This window comes from Actinomycetota bacterium (assembly GCA_030017835.1).
Taxonomy (GTDB): domain Bacteria; phylum Actinomycetota; class Aquicultoria; order UBA3085; family Oleimmundimicrobiaceae; genus Yes70-04.
The window spans coordinates 1-26534 of sequence record JASEGU010000010.1 but is presented as its reverse complement, the minus strand read 5'-3'; the positions used below and the strand labels follow the sequence as shown (position 1 = coordinate 26534).

Genomic DNA, 26534 nt, shown 5'->3' with positions numbered 1-26534 from the left:
CCTTAAAAAATATTTAACTTAAGATCTACCAGCCCCTGGTCTGAATCAGCTTATCCTCGCCTATATCCTTGATGTCTAAGCCCTTCATGGCCTCGCCGATCCCCTTGGAGACCTCGGCAACGATCTTGGGGTCGTTATAGTGAGTGGTCGCCTCGACGATCGCCTTGGCCCGGCCAGCCGGATCGTTCGATTTGAATATGCCCGATCCCACAAAGACGCCGTCCGCCCCAAGCTGCATCATCAGGGCCGCATCGGCCGGGGTGGCGATACCGCCAGCCGAGAAGTTGACGACCGGAAGTTTGCCCGTCTCGGCCACCTGTAAAACCAACTCGTAGGGAGCCATCAGCTTCTTGGCCGCGGCCATCAGTTCTTCTTTTTTCAATCCCTTAAGCCAAGTCATCTCGCCGACTATCGTCCTCATATGACGGATGGCCTCGACGACGTTGCCGGTTCCGGCCTCCCCTTTGGTCCTCACCATGGCCGCGCCCTCGCCGATCCGGCGCAGGGCCTCTCCCAGGTTGGTTGCCCCGCAGACGAAGGGGATGGTAAAGGCATGTTTATCGACATGATTGGCCTCATCGGCTGGGGTTAAAACCTCACTCTCGTCGATGTAATCGACCCCAAGGGACTCTAGGACTTGGGCCTCGACGAAGTGGCCTATCCGCACCTTGGCCATGACCGGAATGGTGACGGCACCCATTATCTCCTCGATGATGAGGGGATCGGCCATGCGAGCCACCCCGCCGGCCGCCCGGATATCTGCCGGAACCCTCTCCAGGGCCATGACGGCAACCGCCCCGGCCTCCTCAGCTATTTTGGCCTGCTCGGCATTGGTCACATCCATTATCACGCCGCCCTTGAGCATCTCGGCAAGGCCGGTCTTTACCTTCAAAGTTCCCGTTCTAACCATTTATCCTCCAAATATTAGCGTTAAAGGCTAAGGTAATTTTACAGAAATAAAAATAAAGAGGCAAGAAAGGGGCTGGGTTAAAAGGTAAGATTGAGTTTATTTCTGGCAAATGGGACAGAAGTGGGCGCTTCGCCCGCCAAGCTTGATGCGGCCGATGCTCCCCCCACAGCAGGGGCAATCCTTTCCGGCCCGTCCGTAAACCCGATGCTGCTTGACGTAGCTCCCCTCCCTGCCGAAGACATCGACGTAGTCACCAACCGAAGAGCCGCCCGCCTTAAGGGCATCGGCTAAGACGTGCCTGATAGCACTCGCAAGGTTCTTTATCTCTTCGCCGGTTAGGCTCGAGACGCTTCGCAAGGGGTCGATGCCGGCCAGAAAGAGGGCTTCATCGGAGTAGATGTTGCCGACCCCGGCCAGAAAATTCTGATCCATAAGAAGGGGCTTTATCTTGCCCGATTTCTTGGCTTTGACTATCCGCCTGAACTCCTCATCGCTGATGTCCAAGGCCTCGGGCCCAAGATCCTTTATCTCTTGGGCATCGCCCAAGGGGCCCTCTGCCAACTTGACGTAGCCGAACTGGCGCATATCCCAAAAACTCAGCTCCATGCCATCCGAAAGAGAGAAAATGATGTGGGTGTGTTTGGCCACCTCCTCATCCGGCTTTGCGTAGAGGAGGCGGCCCGTCATCTTGAGGTGAACGAGCAGGTTTAACCCACCAAAGAGTTCGATTATCAGTATCTTTGCCCGCCTCTTTATGGCGGTGATGGTCTTATTCTCAACCGATTTTACAAAGTCGACGGGGGACGAGTTCTTCAAGGGCTTATCGGAGATGAGGCGGACCTTGACTATCTTTTTGCCTTGGGTCAGCCTCTCAAGCTGGCTGCGGATGGTCTCGACTTCGGGAAGTTCGGGCAAAGATATTTACCTCGCTTTCAACTGAATCTCAATCTAGATAGGTTACGCGTCCCTCAAGGTCGATCGCCTTTTCAACCATCCGGCCGCGAGCAGGATATCCGAGCGGCAGGATCGCCATAAGCTCATTTTTGGTGGCAAAGAAGTCTTCGACCAATTCCTCGGGTATAAGGAGGGGAACTCCCAGCCAGACGCTGCCCAACCCAAAACTGTGGGCGGCAATGAGAAGGTTCTCGATGGCGGCAGCCACGCTCTGGACCTCCATCATGTGGAGAAACCCCCTCTTGGTTCGGCCGAAGTACTTGCTCGCCTCTTGGGCGAAACTGCCCCGATTGAATACGGCGATAACTATCGGCGCCTCATCGATCATTCGGCTCGAATACTTGAGAAGACGGTTGACATAGAAGCCGGTATATTCCTTATACCTGGCTTCGCTCGAGACGTTTAAAAAGAGCGAGGAGAGGTCGTCCTTCTTTTTGCCCCCCATGACCACAAAATGCCAGGGCTGACTGTTGTGTGCGGATGGAGCAGAGCAGCCGGCCTTCAGCACCTTTTTCAAAACATCCTCATCTATGGGCCTGGTTTCAAAGTGACGGCAGCTTCGCCTGGAAAAGATGGCGTCCAATACCTCCAAAGATATCTCCTTTCGAGCGCCGATCATTATTGGCTCTGGGTCGATCATCGAATTTAAGACGGATGAGGCAAGCGCCCCTATCTCTTGGTTTGATAGCGAGGCATGGCCGCCTCTTGCTTTAGTTTGTCCAATATGGCGTACTCTGGCCCAAGGGCCTTTGCCTTGATGAAGAAGTCGAGATCACTCGCTGAAAGACCGAAGAGGGCATCCAAGAAGGTCGGCCCCTCATACTCGACCACGCTTGGGTCCTCAACTCCGGCTAGCTCGGCTGCAACATCTATCGCCTTCTGATAGTCACCGACGTAATCTATCAGTCCAAGATCCTTTGCCCGGCTACCCGTGAAGAGTTCGCCGGTCGCCGCCGAGCGGACCTCATCGACCTTAAGGCCGCGCCCCGTCGCCACGTCGCCTATGAACTGATTATAAACCTCATCGGAGAGACCCTGCCACTTTGCGACCTCTTCCTCGGTCAAGGTCCTTACGCCCATATCCTTATGTATGCCCGATTTTATCGTCTGGACCTTGATGCCTAGCTTTTCATAGAGACCGCTCAGATCCATAAATTGCGAGATGACCCCGATGCTGCCGACCAGCGTGCCCGGCTTGGCCACAATCTTGCTGGCCATAGCGGAGATATAATAGCCGCCCGAGGCGGCCATGTCGCCCATGAAGACGACGATCGGCTTCTCGTCCTTCGCCCGTTTTATCTCCTCAGCTATCTCCTGGGAAGCTCCGACCGAGCCTCCGGGGCTGTTGACTTTGAGAACGATCGCCTTGACCGACGAATCCTCAAGGGCCTCTTTGAGCTGATCTCTGACCAAGCTTGGGGTTATTCCGGCCGCCGAGCCGAAGGGATCGGACTCCCCGTTGCCGTCGGCGATGCTCCCGCTCAAAGATATGACGGCTACCACATCGCCTAAGCCGCCCGAGCTTTTGCTCCCGCTAAAGAAGATCGATCCGATGGCAAAGATGTAAAATAGCATGATTGCCGCAAGCGAAATACCTATTATCATCTTGGTTCTCTTCTTCATAAAAGACCACCCGTCTCCTTCTCTATCCAATTAAGGTAGGAAGGCTCGCCCCATGTTATATTCCAAGAGATAATGGCCGGGAGGTCGTAAGAATGCAGGCTCTTGATCTCGTCAGCCACCTCTTTCAGTTTATCCTCGGTCGTCTTGAAGATGACAGCGACTTCGCTCGCCGTCTCCAACTTGCCCTGCCAATGATAGTGGGACTCGATGGGGGAAGAGATGTTGGCGCAGGCTACCAGCCTCTTCTCCAAGAGGCTTGAGCTTATCCGCCTGGCCTCCGTCAAACTCGAAGCCGTAATGTATATTATGATATATTTCACCCAGAGAGCCCCCTTAAGAGTCTGAAGGTTTCGGCTTGTCCTTGGCCTTGAAGATCAGCCAGCCCTTGCCGCCCTGAAAACCGGTAAATATCAAAACGTAGCGCCCTTTAAGGATGGAGCCACCCAGGACGACCTCCACCTCTTTTGAGTCCCGCTTCAGAAGGGTGAAATTTCCCGAATCGAAGATAGCGACCTTGCCAGCCCCGTACTGGCCTTCGGGGATCTCGCCTTCAAAATCGATGTAGCTGACCGGGTGATCCTCGACTTCGATGGCCAGGTGCTTCACCCCGATCCCGGTCGGCAGCCCCTTGGGCACGGCCCATGATTTTAGGACCCAATCTTTCCCGCCGACTTCGGAAGGGAGTTCTAAGCGAAAATCGAAATGATGGCTGCTCGCATGATGCTCCTGGACGACGAAGCGGCTCTGGCCACCCCCTTGAGCTTCCCCCTTTGGCTCGGGGCTCTTCTCAAAACTCCGTTTGTCTCGATACTCCTCAAGGGCCATGTCTTAAGTCCTCAACCGATTTTTTGAACCTTTCCTGACGTCATTATACCTTGTTTTCAATATAAATTCTTAAGATGAAAATCGGTGGATATAAAGGGGGAAGAATTAGGTGAGACCAACCCGCCCGCAGTAGGTCCTTATGGGACATATTTCGCATCGCGGCCGGCGGCTCTTGCAGACATCCCGGCCATGCTCTATCAGGGCCATGTGGAGGGAGGGCCTCTCTTTGGGGGGAGTCCATCTCTCGTAGGCCGCCTTTATCTCCTCGTAGCTCGCTTTGGCGTCCACCAAGGGAAGGCGCTTTGCGATCCTCGCGATATGGGTATCGACCGGAAGGAGACCCACTCCCCCAACCAAAGCTAGCATGACGTCGGCCGTCTTGACCCCGACTCCAGGCAGGACGACCAGCTTCTCTTTGGCAGAAGAGATCGGCTCAAAGATCTTTGCCAAGTCTCCCTCATATTCGGTCATTATTACCTCGGCTGTCTCCTTCAATTTTTTGGCCTTGTTTCTGTGAAGACCGGCCGGCTTGATCAGTTCGGCAAGCTCACCCTCATCCATCTCGCTGAAATTGGCCGGGGTTATCATGAAATGATTTTTGAGGTTTTTGAAGGCCCGGATGTTCCCCCGCCGCTCGGTCGCCTGCGAGATGACGACGGAAACCAAAATCTCGAAAGGGGTCAGCTTTTCGCTCCAGAGAACGGGCTCATATGAGCCGATGATTATCCTCATCGCCGCCTTAAAGTCGGTCTCTTCTATCATGCTCTCTCCTTGGCTGGATAAAGTTTGGGCGGGGCCGTCAAGGCCCCGCCCACTAAGCAGGCTAGAAATATTAGTGTAGAATCTCTCCTTCGGAGTCGAGCATCTGCCTTAAAGCCAAGGTGTCCTCGGGATTACCCAGGTTTATCACCTTGCCGTTCAAGACGTAGACGGGACCCTTGCGGAAGGCCACAAGCTCGCTTTCGACGGCCAAAGGTTCGCCCAGGCGATCGACGTTTATGATGCTCAAGTTGACGGCCGGGTTTAGGCTCTTCAAAAAGGAGGCGACCTCCAGAGCCCTCTCCGATTCCATGCAGTTATCCCGAATGTATATGGTAAGATCCATCATCTTCACCTCTCACTTCTTAAGGGCCTCGATCAAGCCGGGCAAGACCTCCTCGATAAAGGAGAAATTTAGGGCATAATGATGAAACTGCCCCTCCTTCCTCAAGATTATCAGGCTAGATTCCCTAAGGACCCTGATGTGATGGGAGAGGGCCGGCCTAGAGAGGGAGAAGTCCTTGGCCATACAGTCGCAGGAGACTTCGCCACCCATCATCTTCACAACCATCTCACATCTCGTCTCATCGGAGAGGGCCTTAAATATCTTAACCTTTAGGTCTTGCACCATATAAGATCGGGCTCCAGACAAATTTAGATACTTTTAAAATTTTAAAACTACTTAACAATCTTGTCAACGGCTTTGTGACGGGCCGCTTTGGGCCCGATTTTGAATTTGAGCCGAGTGGGTAAATGGTATATCCTAAGGATGCCGATACTCCTTTCGATACTAATATCGCCCCGTCAAGAGCCGCTAGGGAGTGGCTTGGATGAAGAAGCAAGACCTAAAAGACCTGGTTAAAGAGAAGCTATCCGATCAACTCCTCGTGGTCGTCTCAAACCGGGAGCCGGTCATTCACAACTATCACGAGGAGGAGATAAGGTGCATAAGGCCGGCCAGCGGGCTGGTGACAGCCTTGGAACCGGTGGTCAAGACCTGCTCCGGAATTTGGGTCGCTCACGGCAGCGGCTCGGCCGACCGGGCCGTCACCGACGAGGCGGGCAGAGTTATGGTGACCTCGCCTGGTGATGAGAGAGGCGAGGAGCCCTACACCTTAAAGAGGGTCTGGATAAGCAAGGAGGAAGAGGAGGGCTACTATTACGGCTTCTCCAACCGGAGCCTCTGGCCCCTCTGCCACATAGTCTACCTGCGCCCCCGCTTCAACGCGGATGACTGGCTAAATTATAAAGAGGTAAATTCCAAATTTGCCAGGGCCATCTTGGATGAGATCGGCTCCAAAAAGGCCTTCGTCTTCATCCAGGACTACCATTTTGCCCTTCTGCCCCGCCTCTTGAAGGGGGAGCGGCCCGATTTGACGATCGCCCAATTCTGGCATATCCCCTGGCCCAACCCCGAAGCTTTTAGGATCTGCCCCTTCAAGGACGAGATCTTGGAGGGTCTCTTGGCAAACGATATGCTCGGTTTCCACTTGGAATACTTCTGCGATAACTTCATGGCCGCGGCAAAGAGGGAACTTGGGGCCGCGGCCGGAAAAAAGGACTTGAGTTTGACCCATAGAGATAAAACTACCCTGATCAAAGCCTGGCCGATAAGCGTCGACTTTGAACAGACCTCCCGCCTAGCCGAGTCGAATAGGGTTGAGGAGTTGAAACAGAGATTCACCAAAGAGTTCAATTTGAGGGATAAGATCGTCCTCTTCGGGCTGGATCGCCTTGACTATACCAAAGGGATCATCGAAAAGTTTGAAGCTTTGGATAGATTCCTAGAAAAGTATCCTGACTACCTCGGCAAAGTCGTCCTGTTACAAAAGGGAACCTTGAGCCGACTCCACATTCCCGAATACAAGAGACTGAATGATCGGATAAACGCAGTTGTCGAGAAGCTCAATTGGAAATATTCGTCCAATGGCTGGACTCCAGCCATTTTGACCAGGCGTGATCTCGATTATGACGGGATCCTCGCCCTCTATCGTCTGGCTGACGTCTGCATCGTAAGCTCACTCCACGACGGAATGAACCTGGTGGCCAAGGAATTCATCTCGGCGAGAAACGACCTTGGCGGCCGCCTGATCTTGAGTCGATTCGCCGGAGCCTTCAACGAGCTCGGCGAGGAGGCAATCGGCATAAACCCCTACGACATAGAGGCTTTTGCCGACAGGATAAAGGAGGCCATCGAGGTGGATGAGGAGGAGGCCAGAAGGCGAATGGGCGCCCTGCGCAAGGTGGTCTCGTCAAACGATATCTACGATTGGATAGGCAAGATAGCAAGTGACCTGGCCGAAATCGGAAGCTAAAGGCGGACTATCTCTTCGGGATGATAGAGGGAGATGAAGAGGAGAAGATAATCCCGAACGTGTCTGGTCAGAAGGAAATTTCTCCGGGCGAACTCCCTGGCGTTTACCCCAAGTCTCTTTGCGTAGCCGGGATTTGAGAGGAGCTCCCTTATCGAGTAGGCCGTCCCCTCGATCGTCCTGGTCAAAATGCCATTGTAATTATGGGTGACCTGAAGGGTGATGCCCCCCACGGCCGAGGCGATGATCGGCTTGCCCTTCCACATGGCCTCACTGACCGTAAGACCGAAGCCTTCACGAATCGATTTTTGCAAGATTATATCGGAGGCGCGCTGTAGGGCGTTTACTTCTGTGTCTGCCGGCGTCTCAAGCTCCAAGATGTGAATGTCGGCATCTTTGGCCGCCCGCTCCTTGACCTCGGATAGGATCTTGGCCCCTTCAGGATCGTCTACGGCTGCCCCTCCGGCCAGGATGAGCTGACAATCGACCGTCTTCTTGACCAGCTTATAGGCCTCGATTACCCCGATGGGGTCTTTGAGATAATCAAAACGTGATATCTGGGTTATGATCGGTTTGTCCCGCTTGATAGCAAATCTTCTAAGAACCGAATCGATCGCCTCTTTGGATAGTTCCTGATTCTTCAGGCTCAAGGGGTCTATCGAGGGGGGGATCAGGAAGGTCTTTATCGAGAGGCGCTGAGTGAACTTGGGCGAAGAGAAGATGGCGGCGTCGTAGGAGTCGATGTAGCGCCTCAAGAACTGCCAGGTTCCCCAGTCGGGCGATTGGGTGTCGACGTGGCAGCGCCATACCCATTTATTCTCATTTTCGGCCTTCTTCTCGACCAGGGCCAGGGGCTGGGGATCGTGAATCAGCACGATGTCGGAGTCAAGATCGATGTTTTTGGCGTTTTCCCGGCTGTTCTCCAAAAAGACCTCTATCTCTTCTTGGCCAATATCGACGTCGGCCCCATGCAGGGCGTTGTGTATCTTTTTGGTGATGGTGAAGAAGACCAAAGAGCCGGTCATTACCTCCCACTTCATATCGACACCCATGTCATTTATGAGGGGGATGAAGCGGTTCAAGATCTCGGCCACCCCGCCTCCCATGGCGGTGGAATTGACAGTTTTTATGCTCTTTTTGGAGAGCCTCTCGGCCAAGATCTTTATCTCGTCCACCTGTCCTTCGCCGATTATAGGAGCATACTGATCTATCAGCACCGCGCCTGACCTCCTTCGCTTCTTTTGGCCGACTTTACGGCCTTCTTGACCAGACCCAAGAGTTTGTTTCGGATATCTTCCATCACGTAGAAGATAAAGGGGTCGATGGCCGCAATACGCTCGGCCAGTTGCTCCTCGCCGAGTTCTTCTCTTAGCCAAAGGGCAAAGTCGTTTTCGGATTCACCCATGATGGGGTCGATGCCGACCATGTGAGAGCAGATGCTGTCGATGCTGACTTCCTTTAAGGCCTGTTGCAATTGAACGAGATCGTAGGCCACGTGTTTGGTCGGCAAGATAAATACCTTGGCCTTTATAAAATGAAACTCTCTGCCGGGCGGGGTGTCGAAGGGCTTGAAATCTTCGGAGTCGATGTGCTCTTTTATGAGACCGACTATCCGCGACTTGAGATCGAAGATGTTTAGGGGCTTCTCAAGATCGAGAGCGACTATCCTCTCGCTTAAGGCCTCCTCGTGGATATCCTTCTTGACCCAGTAGGCGAAGTCGTTGGGCGTCTTGGGCGATTCGTAAGGCTGAAAGGATACGAAGTGGTGGGTGTGATGATAGACCACCGAGATCGGTGCCGCCTCGATGAGATCGGCGAGTTCCTTCAAGTTCTTTGCCTTTTCGCCGGTTATTTCAAGAAGACTCAACCTGGTATAGAAAACGAATGGATTATCTGCCTTTTTCATCCAAGACCTCTTTCACTCCACCAAGAAATAGCTCAACCTCGCCGATATCGCTCAAGAAATATTCGGCAACGCTTTTGGGGCTCTCTTCGCCTACAAGCGCGGTTAAGCCCATCTCTTCAAGAGCCAAGAAGGCATCCTCGTCAGTCAAATCATCTCCTAAGTATATCGGCAAATAACCTAAGAGATTGACCTCATCGATTATCCACCGGACGGCGCTACCCTTATCCCAGCTAAGAGCGGGAAGGAACTCGATCACCTCTTTGCCCTCCCTCATCTTAAGCCGATTAGATGCCATGAATGGCTCGCAGACTTCATGGGCCATGCGTTTTATCTTCGCCACGTCCTCCCGCTTGACCTGCCGATAGTGAAGGCTTATGGTCAGTCCCTTCTCCTCCAGGGCCGCGTCCGGGTAATCCGAGAGCTTCAAGGCAAGCTTTCGGCCCAAGTCTAAAATAGAGGAAGCCGCCTCTTGGGCGCCGGGATGAGTCATCTTCTTACTCCCGGCCTCTATCTCAAGGCCATGATTTCCCGCATAGATTACGCCGCTCAATCCGACCCTTCCCTTGAGATCTCCCAGGGAGCGGCCGCTGATGACGGCGACCCTTACGTCCTCTTTATCCTTTAGTTCTGATAGAAGGTCCTTTATCTTTTGAGATATTACGGCATCCTTCGGATGGGGGACGATGGGGGAGATGGTTCCGTCAAAATCGGTCAAGAGAAGAAGGCCCTTGGCTGAAGCTATCCTCTCTCTTATGATGGACCAAGCTTTAAATAGATGCTGCATCTAACCTCTTAGGCAGGTTTTGCGGATTAATCAGACGACTTCAAATGACATTGCTCGAAGCTTTGCCACCCTCTCTTCGATCTTGGGATGGGTGTTGAAAAGGTTGTTTATGGAGCCACCGATATCCTTTAGAGGATTGACTATATAAAGGTGGGCCGTGGCCTTGTTGGCCACCTCGAGCGGCTCTCTATCCGAAGCGAGCTTCTCCAAAGCTGAGGCCAGTCCCTCCGGATAGCGGGTGAGCATGGCACCGCTCGCATCGGCCAAGAATTCTCGCTGACGCGAGAGGGCAAGACGCATTAGCTGAGCGACTACAGGCGCAAGAATGGCCATTATGAGACCGACTATCATAAGGATGGCTCCAAATTCTCCGCCGCCATCATCTCGCCGTCTCCTTGACCCGCCCCACCAAAAAGATCTCATCAACCAGTCAGCGAGCAGGGTGACGATGCCGACCATGACGACGGCAAGGCTCGCGAGTTTAATGTCGTAGTTCTTGATGTGACTCATCTCATGGGCTACGACCCCTTCCAGCTCGACCCGATCCAGCTTTTCCAGAAGACCGGTCGTGACGGCCACGGCCGAGTGCTCCGGGTCGCGTCCGGTGGCAAAGGCATTGGGGGCACTGTCCTCGATCACATACATCTTGGGAACCGGCACCCCGGCCGCTATCGAGAGGCCCTCGATGACGTTGTAGAGGTAAGGGAGCTCAACCTTTTCGACCTCCCTTGCCCGGCTCATGGCAAGGACGATGCGATCGCTGTAGTAATAGCCGGTCCAGCTCATAGCGCCCGCCACCAGGAGGGCGAAGAATACGCCCGCGTAACCGAACTCGGTGAGCTCGCCAAAGATGTAGCCCAAGTAGGCAACGAAGATGATGAAGATGATTATCATCGCCCAAGACCTTCTTATATTGCTCGATATCTCTTCATACATAAATTATCACCGATCAAAAGGGATTGGATGAAACGAAAAAAGATGGGTGAACCGATCTTTGAGCTCGAGCCCGATGAGGCTAGAATTGAACCTTTACCGGCTCCCTTGAAGACTCCTCGGCCCCGAAATAGGTACGCGCCGTAAAGCCGAACATGGAGGCAACTATGTTGCCGGGAAACCTCTGGATCATCGTGTTAAACTTCATGACCGTATCGTTATAGAACTGACGGGCGTAGGCTATCTTGCCCTCTGTCCCAGAGAGCTCCTCCTGGAGCATTATGAAATTCTGGTTGGCCTTAAGATCCGGGTAGGCTTCGGCCACCGCAAAGAGAGATTTTAAAGCCCCGGTCAAAGCATTTTCGGCCTGGGCCTGCTCGGTAACCCCTGCGGCATTTATGGCCTGAGCTCGGGCTTGAGTCACCTTTTCAAAGAGCTCCTTTTCGTGGGTGGCGTAGCCTTTGACCGTCTCGATCAGGTTGGGGATGAGGTCATAGCGCCGCTTGAGCTGGACGTCTATCTGTGACCAGGCGTTATCTATCCTGTTACGTAAGGTCACGAAATTATTATACATTCCGATGATGATCATGACCGGAATCAGCAGTATGATTATCAGAAATATGGTTGGACCAAAGAACATGTCTCCTCCTCTTTTTAAGTTAGAATTATAAAACAATCATAGGGCGGGCGACTTGCTTTGTCAATTTGGGCGCCTTAAAATGAGTCCTCAAAAGGGAGAGCAAGTGATACCGATAAGAGACGAGAATCCGACGCGCACCTTCCCCTTCGTGACGATATCGCTGATTGCGGTAAATTCAGCCGTCTTCCTCTATGAGTTGAGCCTTGGGAGCGGCTTTGACGCCTTCATCAGGTCTTTTGGGGCGACCCCTTGCCTCATCCTGACCAAAGGAGGCCCCTACGTCTATATCACCCTACTCACCTCAATCTTTTTGCACGGTAGCTGGTTCCATCTCCTCGGCAATATGCTCTATCTGTGGATCTTCGGAAACAACGTCGAGGACGTCCTTGGCCACCTTGGCTTCATCCTCTTCTATCTTCTATCCGGCCTGGGTGGAGCGAGCGCCCACGTCATCATGAACCCCGCCTCGAGCCTGCCGAGCCTTGGGGCGAGCGGGGCCATCGCCGGGGTGTTGGCCGCCTATCTCATCCTCTTTCCGCTCGCCGGCGTCGATGTGGCTATTCCCATCTTCTTCTTCATAAGCATAGTCCGTCTGCCGGCTCTCATCGTCATCGGATTCTGGTTCGTCCTTCAGTTGCTTAACGGATATTTCTCAGCCATGTCGCCTATGATGGAGGCGGGAGGAGTGGCCTGGTTCGCCCACATCGGCGGCTTCTTAATCGGCCTCCTCCTAGCCCTCTTCGCCTACAAAACGATTCCTCAAAAAGACTAACCCTTACTAAGGGAATCCCTCGGGCGAAAGCTTGAGTTCCCTGCAAAACTTGCGCCTTTTTCAAATTTATGAAGGTTGTCTTCCGTTGGTGTCGAAATGTGTAAATAATTTTGGTTTTTAATCCATTCTTATTGCAGGGGGATGATTCGATGGGCAAGACGACCACGGCCGACATCAGAAACGTGAGCCTTATCTCGCATGGGGGAGCCGGGAAGACCAGCCTCACCGAGGCCATACTATTCGACGCCGGATCGATCGAGAGACTGGGACGGGTCGATGATGGCTCGACAACGAGCGATTACGACCCCGAGGAGATAAAAAGACATATATCTTTGACCTCGACCATCACCCACTTCAATTGGAAGGACCACAAGGTTAACCTGATAGATAATCCTGGTTATGCCGATTTTATCGGAGAGGTCAAGGGCTCGCTTCGGGCCTGCGATGGGGCGATCCTCCTAATCGATGCCGTAAACGGTTTTGAGCCTCAGGCCGAGACCTACTGGAAGATGGCCGGCGATGAGAACCTATCCAGACTCGTCTTTATCAACAAGATGGACAAGGAGAACGCCGACTTCGATAAGGCCCTTGCCAGCTTGAGGGCCTCGCTTAAGGGTTCTTTGATGCAGCTCCAAATACCGATAGGCTCCGGAAAGGATTTCAAGGGAGTGATAGACCTCGTAAAAGAGGAGTCGCTCATCTCCGATAAGGGCAAAATGACCAAGGGTCCCGTGCCGGGCGATATGCAGGAAAAGGTGGCAGAGGCCCGCAGAATCCTTATGGAAGCGGCGGCAGAGAACGACGAGGAACTCTTGGACAAGTACTTGAGCGAGGAGAGCTTAAGCGGTGACGAGATGCTTCTGGGCTTGGCCAAGGGCGTGAAGGAGGGCGGCCTCGCCTTGGTCCTCTGCGGCTCGGCCCTTTTCAACCAGGCGGTTGAGCCGCTCATGGATGCCATCGTAAACTTCGTGCCCTCGCCAAACGAGCGGCCGACCCCGGCCGCTTTCGAGGGCAGAGATAAAAAGGAGGTGGCATGCGACGCCGATCCGAGCGCTCCCTTGGTGGCCCTGGTCTTCAAGACGATCTCCGATCCTTATATCGGTCGGCTCAATTTCGCCCGCATCTATTCGGGCACCATGCGGGCATCCAGCACGGTCAATAACTCAACCCAGGATAAGAAGGAGAAGATCGGCCACCTCTTTGCCATGTGCGGCAAGGAGCAGGGGGACGTAAGTGAGACCATATGCGGCGATATAGTCGCCATTCCCAAACTTGCCCAGACTCACAGCAACGACACCCTGTGCGATGAATCCAAGGATATAGTCTTGGAGAAGATCGACTTTCCGACCCCGGTCTATTCGGTGGCCATAGAGTCAAAGACCAAGGGCGACGACGAGAAGTTGAGCACCGCCCTCTCTAAACTGGCCGAAGAGGACCCGACCTTCGTCATCAGACGAGATAACGAGACGTCGCAGACGGTTATCTCGGCCATGGGAAATGTCCAGATAGAAGTGAAGATGGATAAGCTCAACCATAAATACGGCGTCCAGGCCGAGCTCAAAGAGAAGAAGATAGCCTACAAAGAGACGATCAGAAAATCCGCCCGAGTTCAGGGAAAATATAAGAAGCAGTCGGGCGGGCGGGGCCAATACGGCGACGTCTGGGTGGAATTTCAGCCGCTTGCTCAGGGCTCCGGATTCGAGTTCGAGAATAAGATCTTCGGAGGCTCCGTGCCCAAACAGTATATCCCGGCCGTGGAAAAGGGCCTTCGCGAAGCTATGGCCGAGGGAGTCTTGGCCGGCCATGAGGCGGTTGACATAAAGGCCACACTCCATGACGGCTCCTTCCACCCGGTCGACTCATCCGAGATGGCATTCAAGATAGCCGCCTCGATGGCCTTCAAAAAGGGGGTGGCCGAAGCCTCGCCCGTCCTCTTGGAGCCGATCTTAAATGTCGAAGTCCTTGTGCCCGAAGCCTACATGGGCAACGTGATCGGCGACCTCAACAGCAAGCGGGGCCGGATTCTCGGCATGGAGCCGACGGAAGACGGCTTCGAGTTGGTCAGGGCGAGCGTGCCCGAAGCCGAGATGAAGAGATATGCGACCGAACTGCGCTCTCTGGCTCACGGCCGCGGTTCCTTCTCGTTTGAGTTCGCAAGGTACGAGGAGGTCCCCAAGGATCTTGCCGACAGAATCGTCGAAGAGATTTAAAAGGAAGAGGCGGCCAGGACGAACCCGAGACTCGGATGGGTCGTCACCGCCTTTTCGACCTCATAGGGCAAAAGGATGTTCGGTTTTACAAACACCCTTTTACCCGAAAGAGCCAGCGGGAACTTAGAGAAGATCTCTTCGATAACCTCCTTAAGGTCGCAATAATCGGCCGATCTTACGATGACCCCTGGCATATCCGCCCTCACTTAAATCGAAAAGAGACTGTTGTCCAAATCGTAAGTCTCGCTTAAAATTGAAATGCTTTTAAAAAATATCGCTAGAAGGTGTCGTTTCTTGATCGAAATCAAACCTTTCAAGGGTCTGCTTTACAACGATGATGACGTCGATTTAAAGGATGTCGTCACTCCGCCTTACGACGTAATCTCTAAGCAGGCCCAGAGGGACTTCTATCAGAAGAGTTCCTTTAACATCATAAGGCTCATTTTAGGCCAAGAAAAACCGGACGACAACAGCCAAAAAAATAAGTACACGAGGGCCAAAAGGCATTTCGATAGCTGGCTTGAGAAGGGGATACTGGTAGCCTCAGATGAGCCGGCCATATTCTTTTACGAGCAGATCTACTCCACAAAGGGCGAAAAGAAGCGGCGCCTCCTTGGCTTCATAGCCCTCCTTAAGATAGAGGACTTTAAGAGCGGCTTGGTCTTGCCCCACGAAAAGACCTTCCCCAAGGCCAAGGCCGATCGCTTAAGCCTGATACGGGCCTGTAAGGCAAATTTCAGCCAGGTCTTCTCCCTGTACTCCGATCAACAAGATGAGCTCGGCAAGATTCTTGAAGGCGCAAGGCCCAAGCAGCCCACGCGAGAGGTGGCCGATGAGAGCGGCGTCATCCATAGGTTATATACCATAACCGACCCCGATGTGATAGAAGTCGTCTCAGGCAAGATGCAGGATAAGACGATCTTCATCGCCGACGGCCATCACCGCTACGAGACGGCCCTAAATTACCGAAATGAGATGCGAGCCACCTCAAATGACCCCGAGGCCGGCTTCAATTACGTAATGATGATGTTCGTCAACATGGACAGTGATGGCCTCTCGATCCTGGCTGCCCATAGGTTGGTAAAGGATGCGGTGGACCAGAGCGAGGAGGACTTCTTGAAGATGGCCTCAAGATACTTCGATATCGAGACCTTTTCCGGCCCAGCCGGGAATGAGGACGGAGTCAAAAAGAGGGCCTGTGAGGCTCTAAGCCGACGGATGAACTGCTCTCACAGCATTCTCTCTTACTTCGGCGGTGGCCGTTACCACCTGCTTACGCTGAAGGATGAGGGCCTGATGGATGAAGTTATCTCCAAGGCCCGCTCGTCCGCCTGGAAGAGACTGGATGTAACCGTACTTCACGGCCTCTTGATAGATGAAATCTTGGGGGTTAAGAGCCGCGACCTCATCAAGCACAAATCGATCAAGTTCACTCCGGATGAGGACGAGGCGACCGCTCTGGTCGATAGCGGCGAATACAAGGTTGCCTTCCTGTTGAATCCGACGACGATAGATCAGGTCAGAACGATAGCCAAGGGCGGAGAGAGGATGCCCCAGAAATCGACCTACTTCTATCCCAAGCTCATCACCGGTTTGGTCATCTATGACCATGAGGAGCCGAGGTAAAGAAGATCCCTCTCCCTGAGCCCCGGGCCCTTTAGCCGGCTCCGCCGCCGCTTCCGCCGCCGCCACCGCCGCCGCCGCCCGAGAATCCGCCGCCGCCGCCGCTCGCCGAACTCATAGCGCTGTTTGCCGTGGCCACCATGCTCGAAAGGCTCTGGCCGAATGACTCGAGCGAGCCCAAGCCCTCAAGGCCCCTGGAAGACTCAAACCAAGACGGCCCAAAATAGGTGAGGCCCTGCTCTTTTAGGATTTCGGGCATGACGATCTTGAGTTGTTCGATCGTCTTTTCGGCTACGCCCAGACTGACCGCATAGACCAGATAATGCTCCCAGATGACCATCGAGGATGGCAGGGCCTCCTTTAGGTTGGAGAAGTGGAGCAGAAACCGCTTGAAGGCCTCCCACTTCTTAAAGTCCGAGGCAGCGGCGGGAGAGCGGCGCCTCAAGAATACGGAGAGAACTATTTGAAGAACCCCGAAGAAGATGGCTATAAAACCGGAGGCTATCTGCCAGGTGGCCATGATCGCGGCCCCAAAACCAATCAGCATGAGCGAGACAAAGACGTTTAAGGCTATTACCGAACCGTGCCGCTCCAAAAAACCGTGAGCCTTTGCGGCCAAAGAGGCGTCCTTCTTCCACTCCTCGAAGAAGCGGCTGAAGGCGAGGGGTTCGGCTTTGGCAAAATCCTTGAGCTCTTCAATGCTGACGCTCTCCCCATTTCCCACCTCATCGAAGAGGAAACTTAAGAGATTAGACTCATAGCCGTTCAAGGAGTGGGTATCGGAAACCATCCTCTTTAAGTTGTAGTCATACTCAGTCCTGATGACAAAGAGTATCTTTCTGGTAAGCTCCTCCTCTTTTATGGTTAAAAAACCTCTTCTGGCGAGGTCCATCAGGGTTGCGATCATATCCCTGGTATCGACGTGACCGAATTTGACCAGATAACCCATGACGGCCGGGGGATATTCAGCCGGGAGCTCCCTGAAATAATCGCCGTCAAAGCTGGGCGAATACTCCTTTCCAAAGAGAAACCACAAGATGGCGTAGAAGAGAATACCGACTGCCGAGACGATGATCGAAGAGGCTAGACCCATGCTCTCTAGCTGCCTCCGCTTCTCAAGATCGGCTATGGCCCGCTCCCTCAAGATATTGGCATCTTCTGCCCACTCGGTCTCTTCGGCCAAGGCTTCATTTAAGATGGGCTCATCGAAGTCGACCTTTGCCTCTGGCACCAAGGATAGCGGGAAGAGAACCCTCCCCTCAACGAAGGTGCTTGCGGGCAGATCGTTCACCTTGAAGCTGACGGTCGCCCCGTCCACTATCTCCACCTCGCCGGTCAAGGGGCCATGAGCCCAGGCCCTGATCTCCTCCTTATTGGCCCCATCGGGCAACCTTAGGACGGCCTGAAATCTTTCAACCGGTTTGGTCCAACCCGTTCCAACGAATTTCCAATAGAACTGAGCGAAGTCGGAGTAGACGTCGACGCCGCCCAAGATCTTATATTTGATGATAAAGGTCTTTTCACTATCCTTGGCCGAAAAGTACCACTTTGCCGTGAAAGAATCCTGATCCCGATCCAGCTCGTAGGTACCGGGGGCCGATGAGGTCGAGCGGACGTATTCGATCCCTCCCTCTTGAATTGAGAAGTCCTTGATTTCATACTTGTAGCTGAGCGGCAGGCTATACTCAGCCCAGCTGAAGGTGCCATCAAAGGCGAACGTCCGCTCCTCTGCCACGCTGAAGGAGCCGTCCTTCTCCACTTCTATTTCGATGTCCAGCTTAGGGAGAGTGTAGTCCTTGGCCGAGGCCGAAGGAGAAAAGCCAGCCATCAGGATGAGGGCGAGGGCGAGGAGAGGATAGAGCCTAGCTTTCACCTTAAGCAAAAGGGTCCTTTTGAGCCTTGCCACAAAACCTCCTCTTTCAAGCCAGATCCCATTAGGACTTGGCAGATTCTTAGAAGAATGTCGGATGAAAAGCAAGAAGAGACAAGAATAATCCATCGGGGATATCAAAGTAAAGCGGAAGCAATAAGCGGTCTCTTTGGTAACGAACGACCCCAAAACCGCAAGCTTTGAAAACCTAGTTCGAGCAGTATTTTGACATCTCTTTTACCACATCGCTTGCGGCTAAAACGCCGACCGGACGCCGGAGCGGAGGCTCGCTCATAACCACCAGGCGGTGAACGTGCTCGTTCACCATCATGCTGGCCGCTTCTGAAACCAGAGCATTGGGCCTGACCGTCAGCAGCCTATTATCGATGATATCCTCGGCCACGGCCGTCTTGATATCCTTGCCGAATGCCTTCAAAAGTCCCCAGTCCGAGATGACGCCACAAGCCTCACCGGCCTCATCAACTACAACTATGCAGTGAATTTTATGCCCGACCATGAGCCCGGCAATCTCACAGAGCGGGGTATCCAACCTGCAAGTCACCACCCCAAGATGCATGATATCCCTTACCAGCAAATCATTCATCAGTACGCCTCCCCCTTTTATTGGTAATTTTAACTTTAAAAGTTTAAAATGTCATTAGAAATAGTCATCTGACCGATTACTTTATCATCTAACTTTTTTAAGAAGATCTCAAAATGGCCAACTACAAGTGCAAAATGTGCGGTCTTATTTTCAAGCACGAACGAAAAGAGGAAGAAGAGAGCATCGTCTGCCCGCGCTGCAAAAGTCCGGATGTGGCCAAGACGGTTGACAACCTGGAGACCTTGTTCGGCGAAGGCAGCTGCGGCGTCAGAAGAAAATCCGCCTGATAGGTCTCGGGTGGGCCGTGAGCCCGCCAAGAGAAAGCATCTTAGCGCTTACAAGATTAACGGTTTAAAAATCGTTCTTATTGCGGAGGAGCATGAGTAATTCGAAGAGTAAGTACGATCTCATAATAATCGGAGGCGGCCCGGCCGGGCTTACGGCCGGCATATACGGCGCGCGGGCTAGGCTAAGGACCCTGCTCATCGAGAAAGGCTTGACCGGAGGGCAGATAGCCGCAACCGAGGAGATCGAGAACTACCCAGGTTTCGTGGAGGCCATCGGGGGAGCTGAGTTAACAGGGCGCATGGAGAAGCAGGCCATGAGATTCGGTCTTGAGATCAAGACCCTTCTCGAGGTGGAATCGATCCAAGGCCAAGGAGGAGACTTTACTATCCTTGCGGGGGATGAGAGATCTGATGGCAGAGCCGTAATCGTCTCGACGGGAGCGACTCCGGCCAAACTAGGCATCCCAGGAGAGAGTGAGTTTGCCGGCCGTGGCGTCTCTTACTGCGCCACCTGCGACGGCGCATTCTTTTCGGGCGCGGACGTCCTTGTCGTGGGAGGCGGAAATGCCGCCGTAGAGGAGGCCATCTTTCTGACCAAGTTTGCACGAAAGATCTCTTTGGTCCATCGCAGGGATCAGCTTCGGGCCGATAGGATCCTGGTAGAAAGGGCAAGAGAGAGCGATAAGATAGACTTCATTTTGGGTTCTGAGCTCCTTGCAATAGAGGGAGGCAGCCGGGTAGAGCGAGCCATCATAAAGGATAAGAAAAGCGACAAGGTCGGCGAGGTGGCCGTGGGCGGAGTCTTCATGTATGTCGGCACCAAGCCCAACTCTGACTTCTTGACCGATATTTTAAAATTGGATGAAAAGGGTTATATCATCACAGCAGATGACCTGATGACCTCGAAAGATGGGATTTTTGCCGCCGGCGATGCGAGAAAAAATGGAGCCAAGCAGGTTGTAATCGCCGCCGGCGAAGGAGCTTTAGCCGCCATCTCGGCTCAAAAATACCTCGATGAACTTGGTGGCTAGAAATAAACACGGGAGGATAAGATATGGGTGGAGGAAGCGTCATACATTTAAATAAGGATAACTTCGAGGCGGAGGTTTTGAAGGCGAACGGACCGGTCCTGGTCGATTTCTGGGCGGCCTGGTGCGGACCCTGCCGATCCATCGCTCCGGTCTTGGAGGAACTGGCCGGCGAATACTCCGGCAAGCTCAAAGTATGCAAATTGAACGTCGATGAGAATCAGGAGACGGCCTCAGGTTATGATATCATGAGCATACCGACCCTTATCCTCTTCAAGGACGGTGCCATCCAGAAGAAGTTGGTCGGAGCTATGCCCAAGAAGAGCCTGGTCGAATCCCTGGCAGAATGGCTGAGGTAAAAAAATGATCATCGCCGTCATAGACGGCATGGGGGGCAGCATAGGCCGCCAAATCATAATCAAGCTCAGAGTGGCCTTTGGAGATGAGATAGAGCTGCTCGCCTTGGGAACCAACGCGGTTGCCGCAAGCAATATGATGAAGGCCGGAGCAAACCTCGGAGCAAGCGGAGAGAATGCCTTCGTCCACTCCATAGGCCAGGCCGATTTCATCATCGGCCCCCTCGCGATGATGGTTCCAAATTCATTTCTGGGCGAACTCACCACCAAGATGGCCGAAGCAGTATCCGGGGCCAAAGGGGAGAAGATAATCCTTCCCCTAAATAATCTGGAGGCGATCTTGATCGGGGTTAAGGATACCCCTTTGCCCCACCTGATGGATGAGGCAATCATCGCCCTGAAGTCGAAAATCAGTTAACGTTTTCAAGGAGGAAAGATGTGCGAAGCCAAAGTATTCTTAGATAAAGATGGCGAGCTTGAAGAGTATATGGATAACGTAGTGATCATACGGCCAGAGGGCGAGAAACTACTCCTCATCGACCTCTTCGGGGAGCAGAAGTTTTTGAAAGCCGACATTAAAGAGCTCAAGCTCTTGGACCATAAGGTAATCTTGAGCCAGGTTTAGTCCTTGATAAGGCCAGAGCCTTCTGCTATCATCGCCGAAATGGGTGCTTTATTAAGCGACCATGGCCTTAATGGGGTGATATCGTGTGCGAGAGCGGAGTTAATTTAACTGGGCTGAAATTGGGTCTCCACCAACTCGGAGAACTAAACGGCCTCTTCGAAAAGGGCGCCGCCCAATGGCGGGCGATAGCAGGCTCCCTTGAGCACGGGGATTTAGCCTCCTGCCTTCAGGAGGCCATCGAAAATTCCGCCAAGATTGAAGCCCTCCTTAAACAGGCGATCGCCGAAGCGAATCACCTGTCTGACCATCATAACCACGAGGTCACCATAACCAAGCTTTAACCACCTATCCTATGCCCTAGCATCAGGGAATCCCGAAGGATTTCAAAAAATTATTTTGGAGGGATTACCCATGCACATTCCAGATGGATTTCTCGATGTCAAAACAATGGCATCAACAGCTATCTTAGCCGGCGCGGCCGTCAGATACGGTTTCAAAAGGGCCGGTGAGGAGCTGGGCGATAAGCAAGTCCCCTTGCTTGGAGTCGTCGCCGCCTTCATCTTCGCCGCCCAGATGCTCAACTTCCCCATCGCCGCCGGAACTTCCGGCCACTTCTTGGGGGCCTTTTTGGCCGCCGTCCTCTTGGGACCCTGGCTGGCCGCAGCCGCTCTAACCGTCGTCCTCTTCATCCAGATGATACTCTACGGCGACGGCGGCCTTTTGGCTCTGGGAGCAAACGTCTTCAATATGGCCATCGTAGGCGGGGTGGTGACCTACTACATCTTTGCGGCCTTAAGGCCGCTCCTTGCAAAGAATAGAGCGGGCTTCATTGCGAGCGTCGCCCTGGGCTCCTGGCTGTCGGTCATTCTGGCCTCCGCCTTCTGCGCCCTCGAAATTGCGGCCTCCGGCCATTCTCCCCTTTCGGTAGTACTGCCCGCCATGCTCTCCGTCCACGTCCTCATCGGGATCGGCGAGGCAATGATGACCGTTGTGGTCGTCAACATGATCTTAAGCGTCCGCCCCGATCTGATAAGAACCTATAAGAGCGAGGACTCCTTGACCACCGGCGGAGCGGGAGGTATCACAAGTGAAGCTTAAGATCGCAAGTTTTATAACTATAGGCCTCTTGATCTCCTTCTTTTTGGCCACCCTTGTCTCGCCATATGCCTCACCTCATCCCGATGGCTTGGAGAGAGTGGCTGAGAACAAGGGCTTCATTGAACTGGCCGAGAAAGAGCCGGCCTGGACCGGGTCGCCCATTCCAGATTACGCCGTCCCCGGGATAGAAAGAGAGTCGATTGCAACCGGACTGGCTGGCCTAGCCGGAACGGCTATAACCTTCACCTTGGCCCACGGCCTGGCCAGAATCTTAAAGAGGGATGAAAGGACGTAAGCATGGAGGGCTCTGCTTTATTGAAGTCAACTTCGGCCCGAGGTTATCTCGGCAGGCTAGACGCCAGGATCAAGATAATCTCCTTCTTCATGATCGCCGTCATATCGGGCACGACGCCCGCAAAGGCTTATCCGACCTTTGCGGGCTACTTCGGGCTTCTCGTTCTGATATCTTTAACCTCGGGCCTTAAGTTGACGCACATCATCAAGCGGGTAGCCCTGGCCCTCCCCTTCATGCTGGTCTTGGTGATTTCGCTCCCCTTCTTTGGCCAGAGCGGCGATCAGGTGGCAGGCCGCATCTTCGGCCTGCCGATGTACAGCGAGGGCCTCTCAACCCTATTTACGGCCGGCGCCAAGGCGACCTTGGCCATTTTGGCCATCTCTATCCTTACCGTCTCGACCCCGTTTGACAGGCTTATGGAGGGCTTTAAGGGGCTCGGAGCGCCCAAGGTCTTTCTTGCAACCGTCTCCTTCATGCAGCGCTACGTCCACGTCTTAAGCGATGAGGCGCAGCGCATGAAGCGGGCCAGAGACTCTAGAAACTTTAATCCGAGATGGATATGGCAAACAAAAACGATCGGAAACATGATCGGGGTCATCTTTTTGCGCAGCTATGAGCGGGGCGAGCGGGTCTATATCTCGATGCTCGCAAGAGGTTATGATGGTAAGGAGAAACCGTTTGAGGCGGCTCCCCTCTCCCCGATCGATCTCATCTTCGTCACCACCTTGCCCTCTTTGGCCATCGCGATAAGATTTTTCGCCAAAGCGTAATGATAATTTGGAGGCCCGATGCACCATAATAAAGCGGTTGAGATAAGGGATCTTAAATATAGCTACCCGGACGGCACAGTTGCCTTGAAAGGTATCGATATCGATATAGAACACGGCCAGTCGATCGCCCTCCTCGGCGCAAATGGGGCCGGAAAGTCGACCTTTGCCCTCCATCTCAACGGCTCTCTTAAAGGAGATGGTCGGGTGATGATCTTCGGCCTCCCGATAGCCAAGAATAATTTGATGGAGATAAGAAGGAGGGTCGGCCTAGTCTTTCAGGACCCCGATGATCAGCTATTCTCCTCAACCGTATTCGATGACGTCGCCTTCGGACCCGTAAACATGGGCCTCTCGCCCAATGATGTCAGAAAGCGGGTCCTTGCCGCCTTGAGCTCGGTCGGGATGGAGGGCTTTGAGGAGCGCCCTCCCTATCACCTGAGCTTCGGCCAGAAGAAACGAGTGGCCATAGCGACAGCCCTCTCCATGGAGCCTGATATGCTCGTCTTGGATGAGCCGACCAGCAACTTGGATCCCAGAGGCAAGGGCAAGATAATCGAGATAATCGAGGGGCTGCCCATAACCAAGCTCATCATCACCCATAACCTGGATGAGGCAAAGAGGCTCTGCGAGCGGGCCGTCATCATGAGCGGCGGCAAAATAGTCGCCGACGGAGAGGCTTCAGCCATCCTCTCCGATGAGCCCTTACTAAAGAAGTATGAGCTGACCTACGATTGACCCGATTCGCCTCAAAGCACTCAAGTGTTGCATGCCTTGGAGCGATGAAATACCATTTAGATTAAGCGCCTACCCAATGGCCTTAAGCTTTCTGAGCTATTAAACCCTTGGCAAGCCGATCATAGGTGGCAGAGATGAAAGATTACCCAGAGACCAAACTCTCAGAGAATGCTGTGGAGGTGCTGAGAGAGAGATACCTCTTAAAAGACGAGCAAGGCAAGGTCCTCGAGTCCCCGGATGAGCTCTTTGCGAGGGTCGCGGAAACCGTCGCCAAAATCGATGCCCTCTACGATAGTGGCGCCAATCTTGCCGCCCTAACAGAGCGGTTTTACGAGATGATGGCGGGCCTCGATTTCTTGCCCAACTCTCCCACTTTGATGAATGCGGGAACCGAGCTCGGTCAGCTCTCGGCCTGCTTTGTTCTTCCGGTAGAGGATTCGATGGAATCGATCTTTGCAGCCGTAAAGAACATGGCCTTGATCCATAAGAGCGGCGGAGGGACGGGTTTCTCTTTCTCGAAGATTCGGCCAAAGGGTGACGTAGTCAGTAAGACACACGGCCTTGCTTCCGGTCCCCTCTCCTTCATGCGCGTCTTCGACGTAACAACCGAGGTCGTAAAGCAGGGTGGTCGGCGCCGGGGAGCCAGCATGGGCATTCTTGCAGTCGATCATCCCGATATCTTCGATTTCATAAGAGCCAAGGCCGATGGAGAGAGCCTCAGCAACTTCAACCTCTCGGTCGCAGTGACAGATGAGTTCATGGAGGCGGTAAAGAGAGGCGGCGATTTCGCCCTCATAAATCCCAGAAACAAGAAGACCGTAAAGAGGATTTCGGCAAAAAGTCTCTTTGATATGATGGTCTCATCCGCCCATTCGAGCGGAGACCCCGGCCTTGTCTTCATCGATGAGATAAACAACAGGCATAACCCAACTTTAAGAATCGGCGAGATAGAGGGGACCAACCCCTGCGGCGAGCAGCCCCTCTTGCCCTATGAGAGCTGCAATTTGGGCTCAATAAACCTGGCCCAGATGGTGAGAGGGGCCTCAGTCGACTGGGAAAAGCTCGCCAGAACGATCCGACTGGCCGTCCATTTCTTAGATAATGTGATAGACGCGAGCAAGTTTCCTCTGCCGGAGGTGGATGCGATAACCAAGGCCAACCGCAAGATCGGTCTCGGAGTCATGGGCTTTGCGGACATGCTGATCATGCTGGCCACCCCCTATGACTCCGAGGAGGCCATAAAAATCGGCGAAGAGATCATGGCCTTCATCTCGAAAGAGGCGAGAGAAAAATCGGCTCTGCTGGCTAAGGCGCGGGGTTCATTTCCCAATTTTAAGGAGAGCCGCTGGATCGATATGGGATTTTCTCACATGCGCAACGCCACCACCACCACCATCGCCCCGACCGGCACGATAAGCATAATCGCAAATACCTCAAGCGGCATCGAACCTCTCTTTGCCGTCTCCTTCGTCAGAAAGGTCATGGACGGGACAAGGCTTGCCGAGGTCAACCCGCTCTTTGAAAGGATGGCCAAAGAGATGGGGCTCTGGCAAGACGAGATAAAACAGGAGGTAATGAACTCAGGAAGGCTCCGGAGCCTAAGGGGGATTCCGGACAGTTTTAAGCGTCTCTTTGAAACCGCCCTTGAGATCCCCTTCGAGCAACACATCAAGATTCAGGCCGCTTTCCAGAGACATACTGATAATGCCGTCTCCAAGACGGTCAACTTGGCCGAAGACGCTACCGAGCAAGATGTGGCGGCCGTCTTCATGCTGGCCCATGAGATGAGATGTAAGGGAGTCACCGTCTACCGCTACGGCTGCAAGAAGAGCCAAGTCCTTTACGCGGGATATCCAGAACTTAAAAAAGCAAGGGCAGCTTCTATTGAAGATGCTAAAAATAAGAGCTGCCCTGAGTGTAAAGCCTAACTTATTACTTAATCATCAAAGGCTGATTCGTCAAAAACCTCTACGTCAATTTCATCCGTCAAATCTTCCATTCTTTCTTCGAAGTATTCCCACTCTTTTTGGTAATCTCCCTTCGAACTGCGCCCGAAAACTTGAACTACTATTGAGGAATCCTAAGGTGAATGGCGATATTACGCTGTCGCTGCTGCAAGCTCTCGCTTGATGAACTCATCCGGCGCAAAGTAATTGATTGCCGAGTGCCGACGCCTTTCATTATAGTACGAGAGCGCTTTGTTGATAAGCTCTATCACCTCGCTTTCTGTTTGAGCAGCGGCAAATACATCCCCCCACTCGTCCTTGAGCCTGCCGAAGAAGGACTCCATATCGGGATTATCCGAGGGTGTTGCAATGCGGCTATACGATATCTTGATGCTGTCGCGCACTAAGTATCCCGCATACTCATAACCTGTATAGACGCTGCCCTGGTCCTGGTGGAAGATGACGCCGGACAGATTAACTCCTAGCTTTTTCAAATACGCTTTTGCTTGACGACATACCCCGACAACCAGATTACTGTCTGGGCTTCTTGACGCGCTATGCCCGATGAGTCGCTTTGATACTGCTTCAAGGGATGCCGCCAAATATACTCTGCCCTGAGCGAACCGTATCTCGGTAATGTCGGAGAAGACGACCTCAAAGAGCCCGATG

The 26534-nt window shown here is 53.3% G+C and carries 33 protein-coding genes; 15 read left to right on the top strand and 18 right to left on the bottom strand.

The window, feature by feature from the left end; genetic code table 11:
• Nucleotides 1–25: 25 nt before the first annotated feature.
• The 9 genes from pdxS to QMD53_03890 form a co-directional block, all read right to left on the bottom strand.
• Nucleotides 26–910 (bottom strand): pyridoxal 5'-phosphate synthase lyase subunit PdxS, encoded by an 885-nt coding sequence (gene pdxS, locus QMD53_03930; protein MDI6799807.1) that lies wholly within the window; start codon nucleotides 908–910, stop codon nucleotides 26–28.
• Nucleotides 911–1006: 96 nt separating this feature from the next.
• The gene (gene mutM / locus QMD53_03925) at nucleotides 1007–1825 is read right to left on the bottom strand and encodes a bifunctional DNA-formamidopyrimidine glycosylase/DNA-(apurinic or apyrimidinic site) lyase (GenBank protein ID MDI6799806.1); all 819 of its coding nucleotides are present in this window, start codon (nucleotides 1823–1825) and stop codon (nucleotides 1007–1009) included.
• Nucleotides 1826–1853: 28 nt separating this feature from the next.
• Nucleotides 1854–2504 carry a nitroreductase family protein gene (locus tag QMD53_03920; protein ID MDI6799805.1) on the bottom strand — a complete coding sequence of 217 codons (651 nt, stop codon included), beginning with the start codon at nucleotides 2502–2504 and terminating at the stop codon, nucleotides 1854–1856.
• 29 nt (nucleotides 2505–2533) lie between these two features.
• Nucleotides 2534–3487, bottom strand: coding sequence for a signal peptide peptidase SppA (gene sppA / locus QMD53_03915; protein MDI6799804.1), 954 nt, complete (start codon nucleotides 3485–3487; stop codon nucleotides 2534–2536).
• Nucleotides 3484–3807, bottom strand: coding sequence for a divalent-cation tolerance protein CutA (gene cutA / locus QMD53_03910; GenBank protein ID MDI6799803.1), 324 nt, complete (start codon nucleotides 3805–3807; stop codon nucleotides 3484–3486). The genes sppA and cutA overlap by 4 nt, the downstream gene beginning before the upstream one ends.
• A gap of 13 nt (nucleotides 3808–3820) precedes the next feature.
• The gene (locus tag QMD53_03905; GenBank protein ID MDI6799802.1) at nucleotides 3821–4312 is read right to left on the bottom strand and encodes a DNA polymerase ligase N-terminal domain-containing protein; all 492 of its coding nucleotides are present in this window, start codon (nucleotides 4310–4312) and stop codon (nucleotides 3821–3823) included.
• A gap of 105 nt (nucleotides 4313–4417) precedes the next feature.
• The gene (gene nth / locus QMD53_03900; protein MDI6799801.1) at nucleotides 4418–5074 is read right to left on the bottom strand and encodes an endonuclease III; all 657 of its coding nucleotides are present in this window, start codon (nucleotides 5072–5074) and stop codon (nucleotides 4418–4420) included.
• A 70-nt stretch (nucleotides 5075–5144) separates the two neighbouring features.
• Nucleotides 5145–5420, bottom strand: coding sequence for a hypothetical protein (locus QMD53_03895; GenBank protein MDI6799800.1), 276 nt, complete (start codon nucleotides 5418–5420; stop codon nucleotides 5145–5147).
• A 9-nt stretch (nucleotides 5421–5429) separates the two neighbouring features.
• Nucleotides 5430–5702 (bottom strand): metalloregulator ArsR/SmtB family transcription factor, encoded by a 273-nt coding sequence (locus QMD53_03890; protein MDI6799799.1) that lies wholly within the window; start codon nucleotides 5700–5702, stop codon nucleotides 5430–5432.
• Between the two features lie 199 nt (nucleotides 5703–5901).
• On the opposite strand from QMD53_03890, the gene QMD53_03885 reads away from it, so the two are divergent.
• Entirely contained in the window at nucleotides 5902–7386 is a 1485-nt protein-coding gene (locus tag QMD53_03885) for a trehalose-6-phosphate synthase (GenBank protein MDI6799798.1), read from the top strand.
• Here the strand turns inward: QMD53_03885 and QMD53_03880 are convergent.
• The 5 genes from QMD53_03880 to QMD53_03860 form a co-directional block, all read right to left on the bottom strand.
• On the bottom strand, nucleotides 7383–8600 hold the full coding sequence (locus tag QMD53_03880) for a glycosyltransferase (GenBank protein MDI6799797.1): 1218 nt from the start codon (nucleotides 8598–8600) through the stop codon (nucleotides 7383–7385). The genes QMD53_03885 and QMD53_03880 overlap by 4 nt on opposite strands.
• On the bottom strand, nucleotides 8594–9289 hold the full coding sequence (locus tag QMD53_03875) for a DUF5752 family protein (protein MDI6799796.1): 696 nt from the start codon (nucleotides 9287–9289) through the stop codon (nucleotides 8594–8596). Before QMD53_03875 ends, QMD53_03880 begins: the two co-directional genes overlap by 7 nt.
• Nucleotides 9273–10073, bottom strand: a complete 801-nt coding sequence (gene otsB, locus QMD53_03870; protein MDI6799795.1) for a trehalose-phosphatase — start codon at nucleotides 10071–10073, stop codon at nucleotides 9273–9275. The genes QMD53_03875 and otsB overlap by 17 nt, the downstream gene beginning before the upstream one ends.
• Nucleotides 10074–10103: 30 nt before the next feature.
• Complete coding sequence (htpX, locus tag QMD53_03865) at nucleotides 10104–11009, bottom strand: zinc metalloprotease HtpX (protein ID MDI6799794.1); 906 nt, start codon at nucleotides 11007–11009, stop codon at nucleotides 10104–10106.
• 79 nt (nucleotides 11010–11088) lie between these two features.
• A complete protein-coding gene (locus QMD53_03860; GenBank protein MDI6799793.1) occupies nucleotides 11089–11646 on the bottom strand; it encodes a LemA family protein in 558 nt (185 codons plus the stop codon).
• Nucleotides 11647–11749: 103 nt separating this feature from the next.
• Between QMD53_03860 and QMD53_03855 the strand changes: the two genes are divergently transcribed.
• Both QMD53_03855 and fusA read left to right on the top strand, forming a co-directional pair.
• Nucleotides 11750–12418 carry a rhomboid family intramembrane serine protease gene (locus QMD53_03855; GenBank protein ID MDI6799792.1) on the top strand — a complete coding sequence of 223 codons (669 nt, stop codon included), beginning with the start codon at nucleotides 11750–11752 and terminating at the stop codon, nucleotides 12416–12418.
• Between the two features lie 149 nt (nucleotides 12419–12567).
• On the top strand, nucleotides 12568–14628 hold the full coding sequence (gene fusA / locus QMD53_03850) for an elongation factor G (protein MDI6799791.1): 2061 nt from the start codon (nucleotides 12568–12570) through the stop codon (nucleotides 14626–14628).
• On the opposite strand, the gene QMD53_03845 is transcribed toward fusA, so the two are convergent.
• The gene (locus QMD53_03845) at nucleotides 14625–14822 is read right to left on the bottom strand and encodes a hypothetical protein (protein MDI6799790.1); all 198 of its coding nucleotides are present in this window, start codon (nucleotides 14820–14822) and stop codon (nucleotides 14625–14627) included. The genes fusA and QMD53_03845 overlap by 4 nt on opposite strands.
• Nucleotides 14823–14922: 100 nt before the next feature.
• On the opposite strand from QMD53_03845, the gene QMD53_03840 reads away from it, so the two are divergent.
• Nucleotides 14923–16254 (top strand): DUF1015 domain-containing protein, encoded by a 1332-nt coding sequence (locus tag QMD53_03840; GenBank protein ID MDI6799789.1) that lies wholly within the window; start codon nucleotides 14923–14925, stop codon nucleotides 16252–16254.
• A 31-nt stretch (nucleotides 16255–16285) separates the two neighbouring features.
• On the opposite strand, the gene QMD53_03835 is transcribed toward QMD53_03840, so the two are convergent.
• Nucleotides 16286–18157 (bottom strand): DUF2207 domain-containing protein, encoded by a 1872-nt coding sequence (locus QMD53_03835; GenBank protein MDI6799788.1) that lies wholly within the window; start codon nucleotides 18155–18157, stop codon nucleotides 16286–16288.
• Nucleotides 18158–18329: 172 nt separating this feature from the next.
• Nucleotides 18330–18725: a CBS domain-containing protein gene (locus QMD53_03830; GenBank protein ID MDI6799787.1), complete on the bottom strand. Its 396-nt coding sequence runs from the start codon at nucleotides 18723–18725 to the stop codon at nucleotides 18330–18332.
• 113 nt (nucleotides 18726–18838) lie between these two features.
• Here QMD53_03830 and QMD53_03825 point away from each other — a divergent pair, with 113 nt between their 5' ends.
• The 11 genes from QMD53_03825 (at nucleotide 18839) to QMD53_03775 (ending at nucleotide 25847) form a co-directional block, all read left to right on the top strand.
• Complete coding sequence (locus tag QMD53_03825) at nucleotides 18839–19012, top strand: zinc ribbon domain-containing protein (GenBank protein ID MDI6799786.1); 174 nt, start codon at nucleotides 18839–18841, stop codon at nucleotides 19010–19012.
• A gap of 92 nt (nucleotides 19013–19104) precedes the next feature.
• The gene (trxB, locus tag QMD53_03820; GenBank protein ID MDI6799785.1) at nucleotides 19105–20043 is read left to right on the top strand and encodes a thioredoxin-disulfide reductase; all 939 of its coding nucleotides are present in this window, start codon (nucleotides 19105–19107) and stop codon (nucleotides 20041–20043) included.
• 23 nt (nucleotides 20044–20066) lie between these two features.
• Entirely contained in the window at nucleotides 20067–20399 is a 333-nt protein-coding gene (gene trxA, locus QMD53_03815; GenBank protein ID MDI6799784.1) for a thioredoxin, read from the top strand.
• Between the two features lie 4 nt (nucleotides 20400–20403).
• Entirely contained in the window at nucleotides 20404–20814 is a 411-nt protein-coding gene (locus QMD53_03810) for a DUF3842 family protein (protein ID MDI6799783.1), read from the top strand.
• Nucleotides 20815–20832: 18 nt separating this feature from the next.
• Nucleotides 20833–21021, top strand: coding sequence for a CooT family nickel-binding protein (locus QMD53_03805; protein ID MDI6799782.1), 189 nt, complete (start codon nucleotides 20833–20835; stop codon nucleotides 21019–21021).
• Between the two features lie 83 nt (nucleotides 21022–21104).
• Nucleotides 21105–21362 (top strand): hypothetical protein, encoded by a 258-nt coding sequence (locus QMD53_03800; protein ID MDI6799781.1) that lies wholly within the window; start codon nucleotides 21105–21107, stop codon nucleotides 21360–21362.
• Nucleotides 21363–21432: 70 nt separating this feature from the next.
• A complete protein-coding gene (locus QMD53_03795) occupies nucleotides 21433–22119 on the top strand; it encodes an energy-coupling factor ABC transporter permease (protein MDI6799780.1) in 687 nt (228 codons plus the stop codon).
• Entirely contained in the window at nucleotides 22109–22414 is a 306-nt protein-coding gene (locus QMD53_03790) for a PDGLE domain-containing protein (protein MDI6799779.1), read from the top strand. The genes QMD53_03795 and QMD53_03790 overlap by 11 nt, the downstream gene beginning before the upstream one ends.
• Before the next feature lie 20 nt (nucleotides 22415–22434).
• Nucleotides 22435–23184: a cobalt ECF transporter T component CbiQ gene (gene cbiQ, locus QMD53_03785; protein ID MDI6799778.1), complete on the top strand. Its 750-nt coding sequence runs from the start codon at nucleotides 22435–22437 to the stop codon at nucleotides 23182–23184.
• Nucleotides 23185–23202: 18 nt separating this feature from the next.
• Nucleotides 23203–23919, top strand: a complete 717-nt coding sequence (locus tag QMD53_03780) for an ABC transporter ATP-binding protein (GenBank protein MDI6799777.1) — start codon at nucleotides 23203–23205, stop codon at nucleotides 23917–23919.
• 134 nt (nucleotides 23920–24053) lie between these two features.
• Nucleotides 24054–25847, top strand: a complete 1794-nt coding sequence (locus QMD53_03775; GenBank protein MDI6799776.1) for an adenosylcobalamin-dependent ribonucleoside-diphosphate reductase — start codon at nucleotides 24054–24056, stop codon at nucleotides 25845–25847.
• Nucleotides 25848–26017: 170 nt separating this feature from the next.
• Here the strand turns inward: QMD53_03775 and QMD53_03770 are convergent.
• A partial coding sequence (locus QMD53_03770; protein MDI6799775.1) for an integrase core domain-containing protein occupies nucleotides 26018–26534 on the bottom strand: 517 nt, incomplete at its 5' end.

Excerpts from the sequence above, each read along its gene's own strand:
- QMD53_03780 (MDI6799777.1), top strand. The coding sequence starts at position 23,203 with ATGCACCATAATAAAGCGGTTGAGATAAGGGATCTTAAATATAGCTAC.
- htpX (MDI6799794.1), bottom strand. The coding sequence starts at position 11,009 with ATGTATGAAGAGATATCGAGCAATATAAGAAGGTCTTGGGCGATGATA.
- QMD53_03825 (MDI6799786.1), top strand. The coding sequence starts at position 18,839 with ATGGCCAACTACAAGTGCAAAATGTGCGGTCTTATTTTCAAGCACGAA.
- pdxS (MDI6799807.1), bottom strand. The coding sequence starts at position 910 with ATGGTTAGAACGGGAACTTTGAAGGTAAAGACCGGCCTTGCCGAGATG.
- QMD53_03775 (MDI6799776.1), top strand. The coding sequence starts at position 24,054 with ATGAAAGATTACCCAGAGACCAAACTCTCAGAGAATGCTGTGGAGGTG.
- QMD53_03830 (MDI6799787.1), bottom strand. The coding sequence starts at position 18,725 with ATGAATGATTTGCTGGTAAGGGATATCATGCATCTTGGGGTGGTGACT.
- QMD53_03905 (MDI6799802.1), bottom strand. The coding sequence starts at position 4,312 with ATGGCCCTTGAGGAGTATCGAGACAAACGGAGTTTTGAGAAGAGCCCC.
- QMD53_03895 (MDI6799800.1), bottom strand. The coding sequence starts at position 5,420 with ATGATGGATCTTACCATATACATTCGGGATAACTGCATGGAATCGGAG.
- QMD53_03845 (MDI6799790.1), bottom strand. The coding sequence starts at position 14,822 with ATGCCAGGGGTCATCGTAAGATCGGCCGATTATTGCGACCTTAAGGAG.
- QMD53_03920 (MDI6799805.1), bottom strand. The coding sequence starts at position 2,504 with ATGATCGACCCAGAGCCAATAATGATCGGCGCTCGAAAGGAGATATCT.
- trxB (MDI6799785.1), top strand. The coding sequence starts at position 19,105 with ATGAGTAATTCGAAGAGTAAGTACGATCTCATAATAATCGGAGGCGGC.
- QMD53_03810 (MDI6799783.1), top strand. The coding sequence starts at position 20,404 with ATGATCATCGCCGTCATAGACGGCATGGGGGGCAGCATAGGCCGCCAA.
- QMD53_03875 (MDI6799796.1), bottom strand. The coding sequence starts at position 9,289 with ATGAAAAAGGCAGATAATCCATTCGTTTTCTATACCAGGTTGAGTCTT.
- sppA (MDI6799804.1), bottom strand. The coding sequence starts at position 3,487 with ATGAAGAAGAGAACCAAGATGATAATAGGTATTTCGCTTGCGGCAATC.
- trxA (MDI6799784.1), top strand. The coding sequence starts at position 20,067 with ATGGGTGGAGGAAGCGTCATACATTTAAATAAGGATAACTTCGAGGCG.
- QMD53_03795 (MDI6799780.1), top strand. The coding sequence starts at position 21,433 with ATGCACATTCCAGATGGATTTCTCGATGTCAAAACAATGGCATCAACA.
- nth (MDI6799801.1), bottom strand. The coding sequence starts at position 5,074 with ATGATAGAAGAGACCGACTTTAAGGCGGCGATGAGGATAATCATCGGC.
- otsB (MDI6799795.1), bottom strand. The coding sequence starts at position 10,073 with ATGCAGCATCTATTTAAAGCTTGGTCCATCATAAGAGAGAGGATAGCT.
- QMD53_03885 (MDI6799798.1), top strand. The coding sequence starts at position 5,902 with ATGAAGAAGCAAGACCTAAAAGACCTGGTTAAAGAGAAGCTATCCGAT.
- QMD53_03805 (MDI6799782.1), top strand. The coding sequence starts at position 20,833 with ATGTGCGAAGCCAAAGTATTCTTAGATAAAGATGGCGAGCTTGAAGAG.
- fusA (MDI6799791.1), top strand. The coding sequence starts at position 12,568 with ATGGGCAAGACGACCACGGCCGACATCAGAAACGTGAGCCTTATCTCG.
- QMD53_03860 (MDI6799793.1), bottom strand. The coding sequence starts at position 11,646 with ATGTTCTTTGGTCCAACCATATTTCTGATAATCATACTGCTGATTCCG.
- QMD53_03890 (MDI6799799.1), bottom strand. The coding sequence starts at position 5,702 with ATGGTGCAAGACCTAAAGGTTAAGATATTTAAGGCCCTCTCCGATGAG.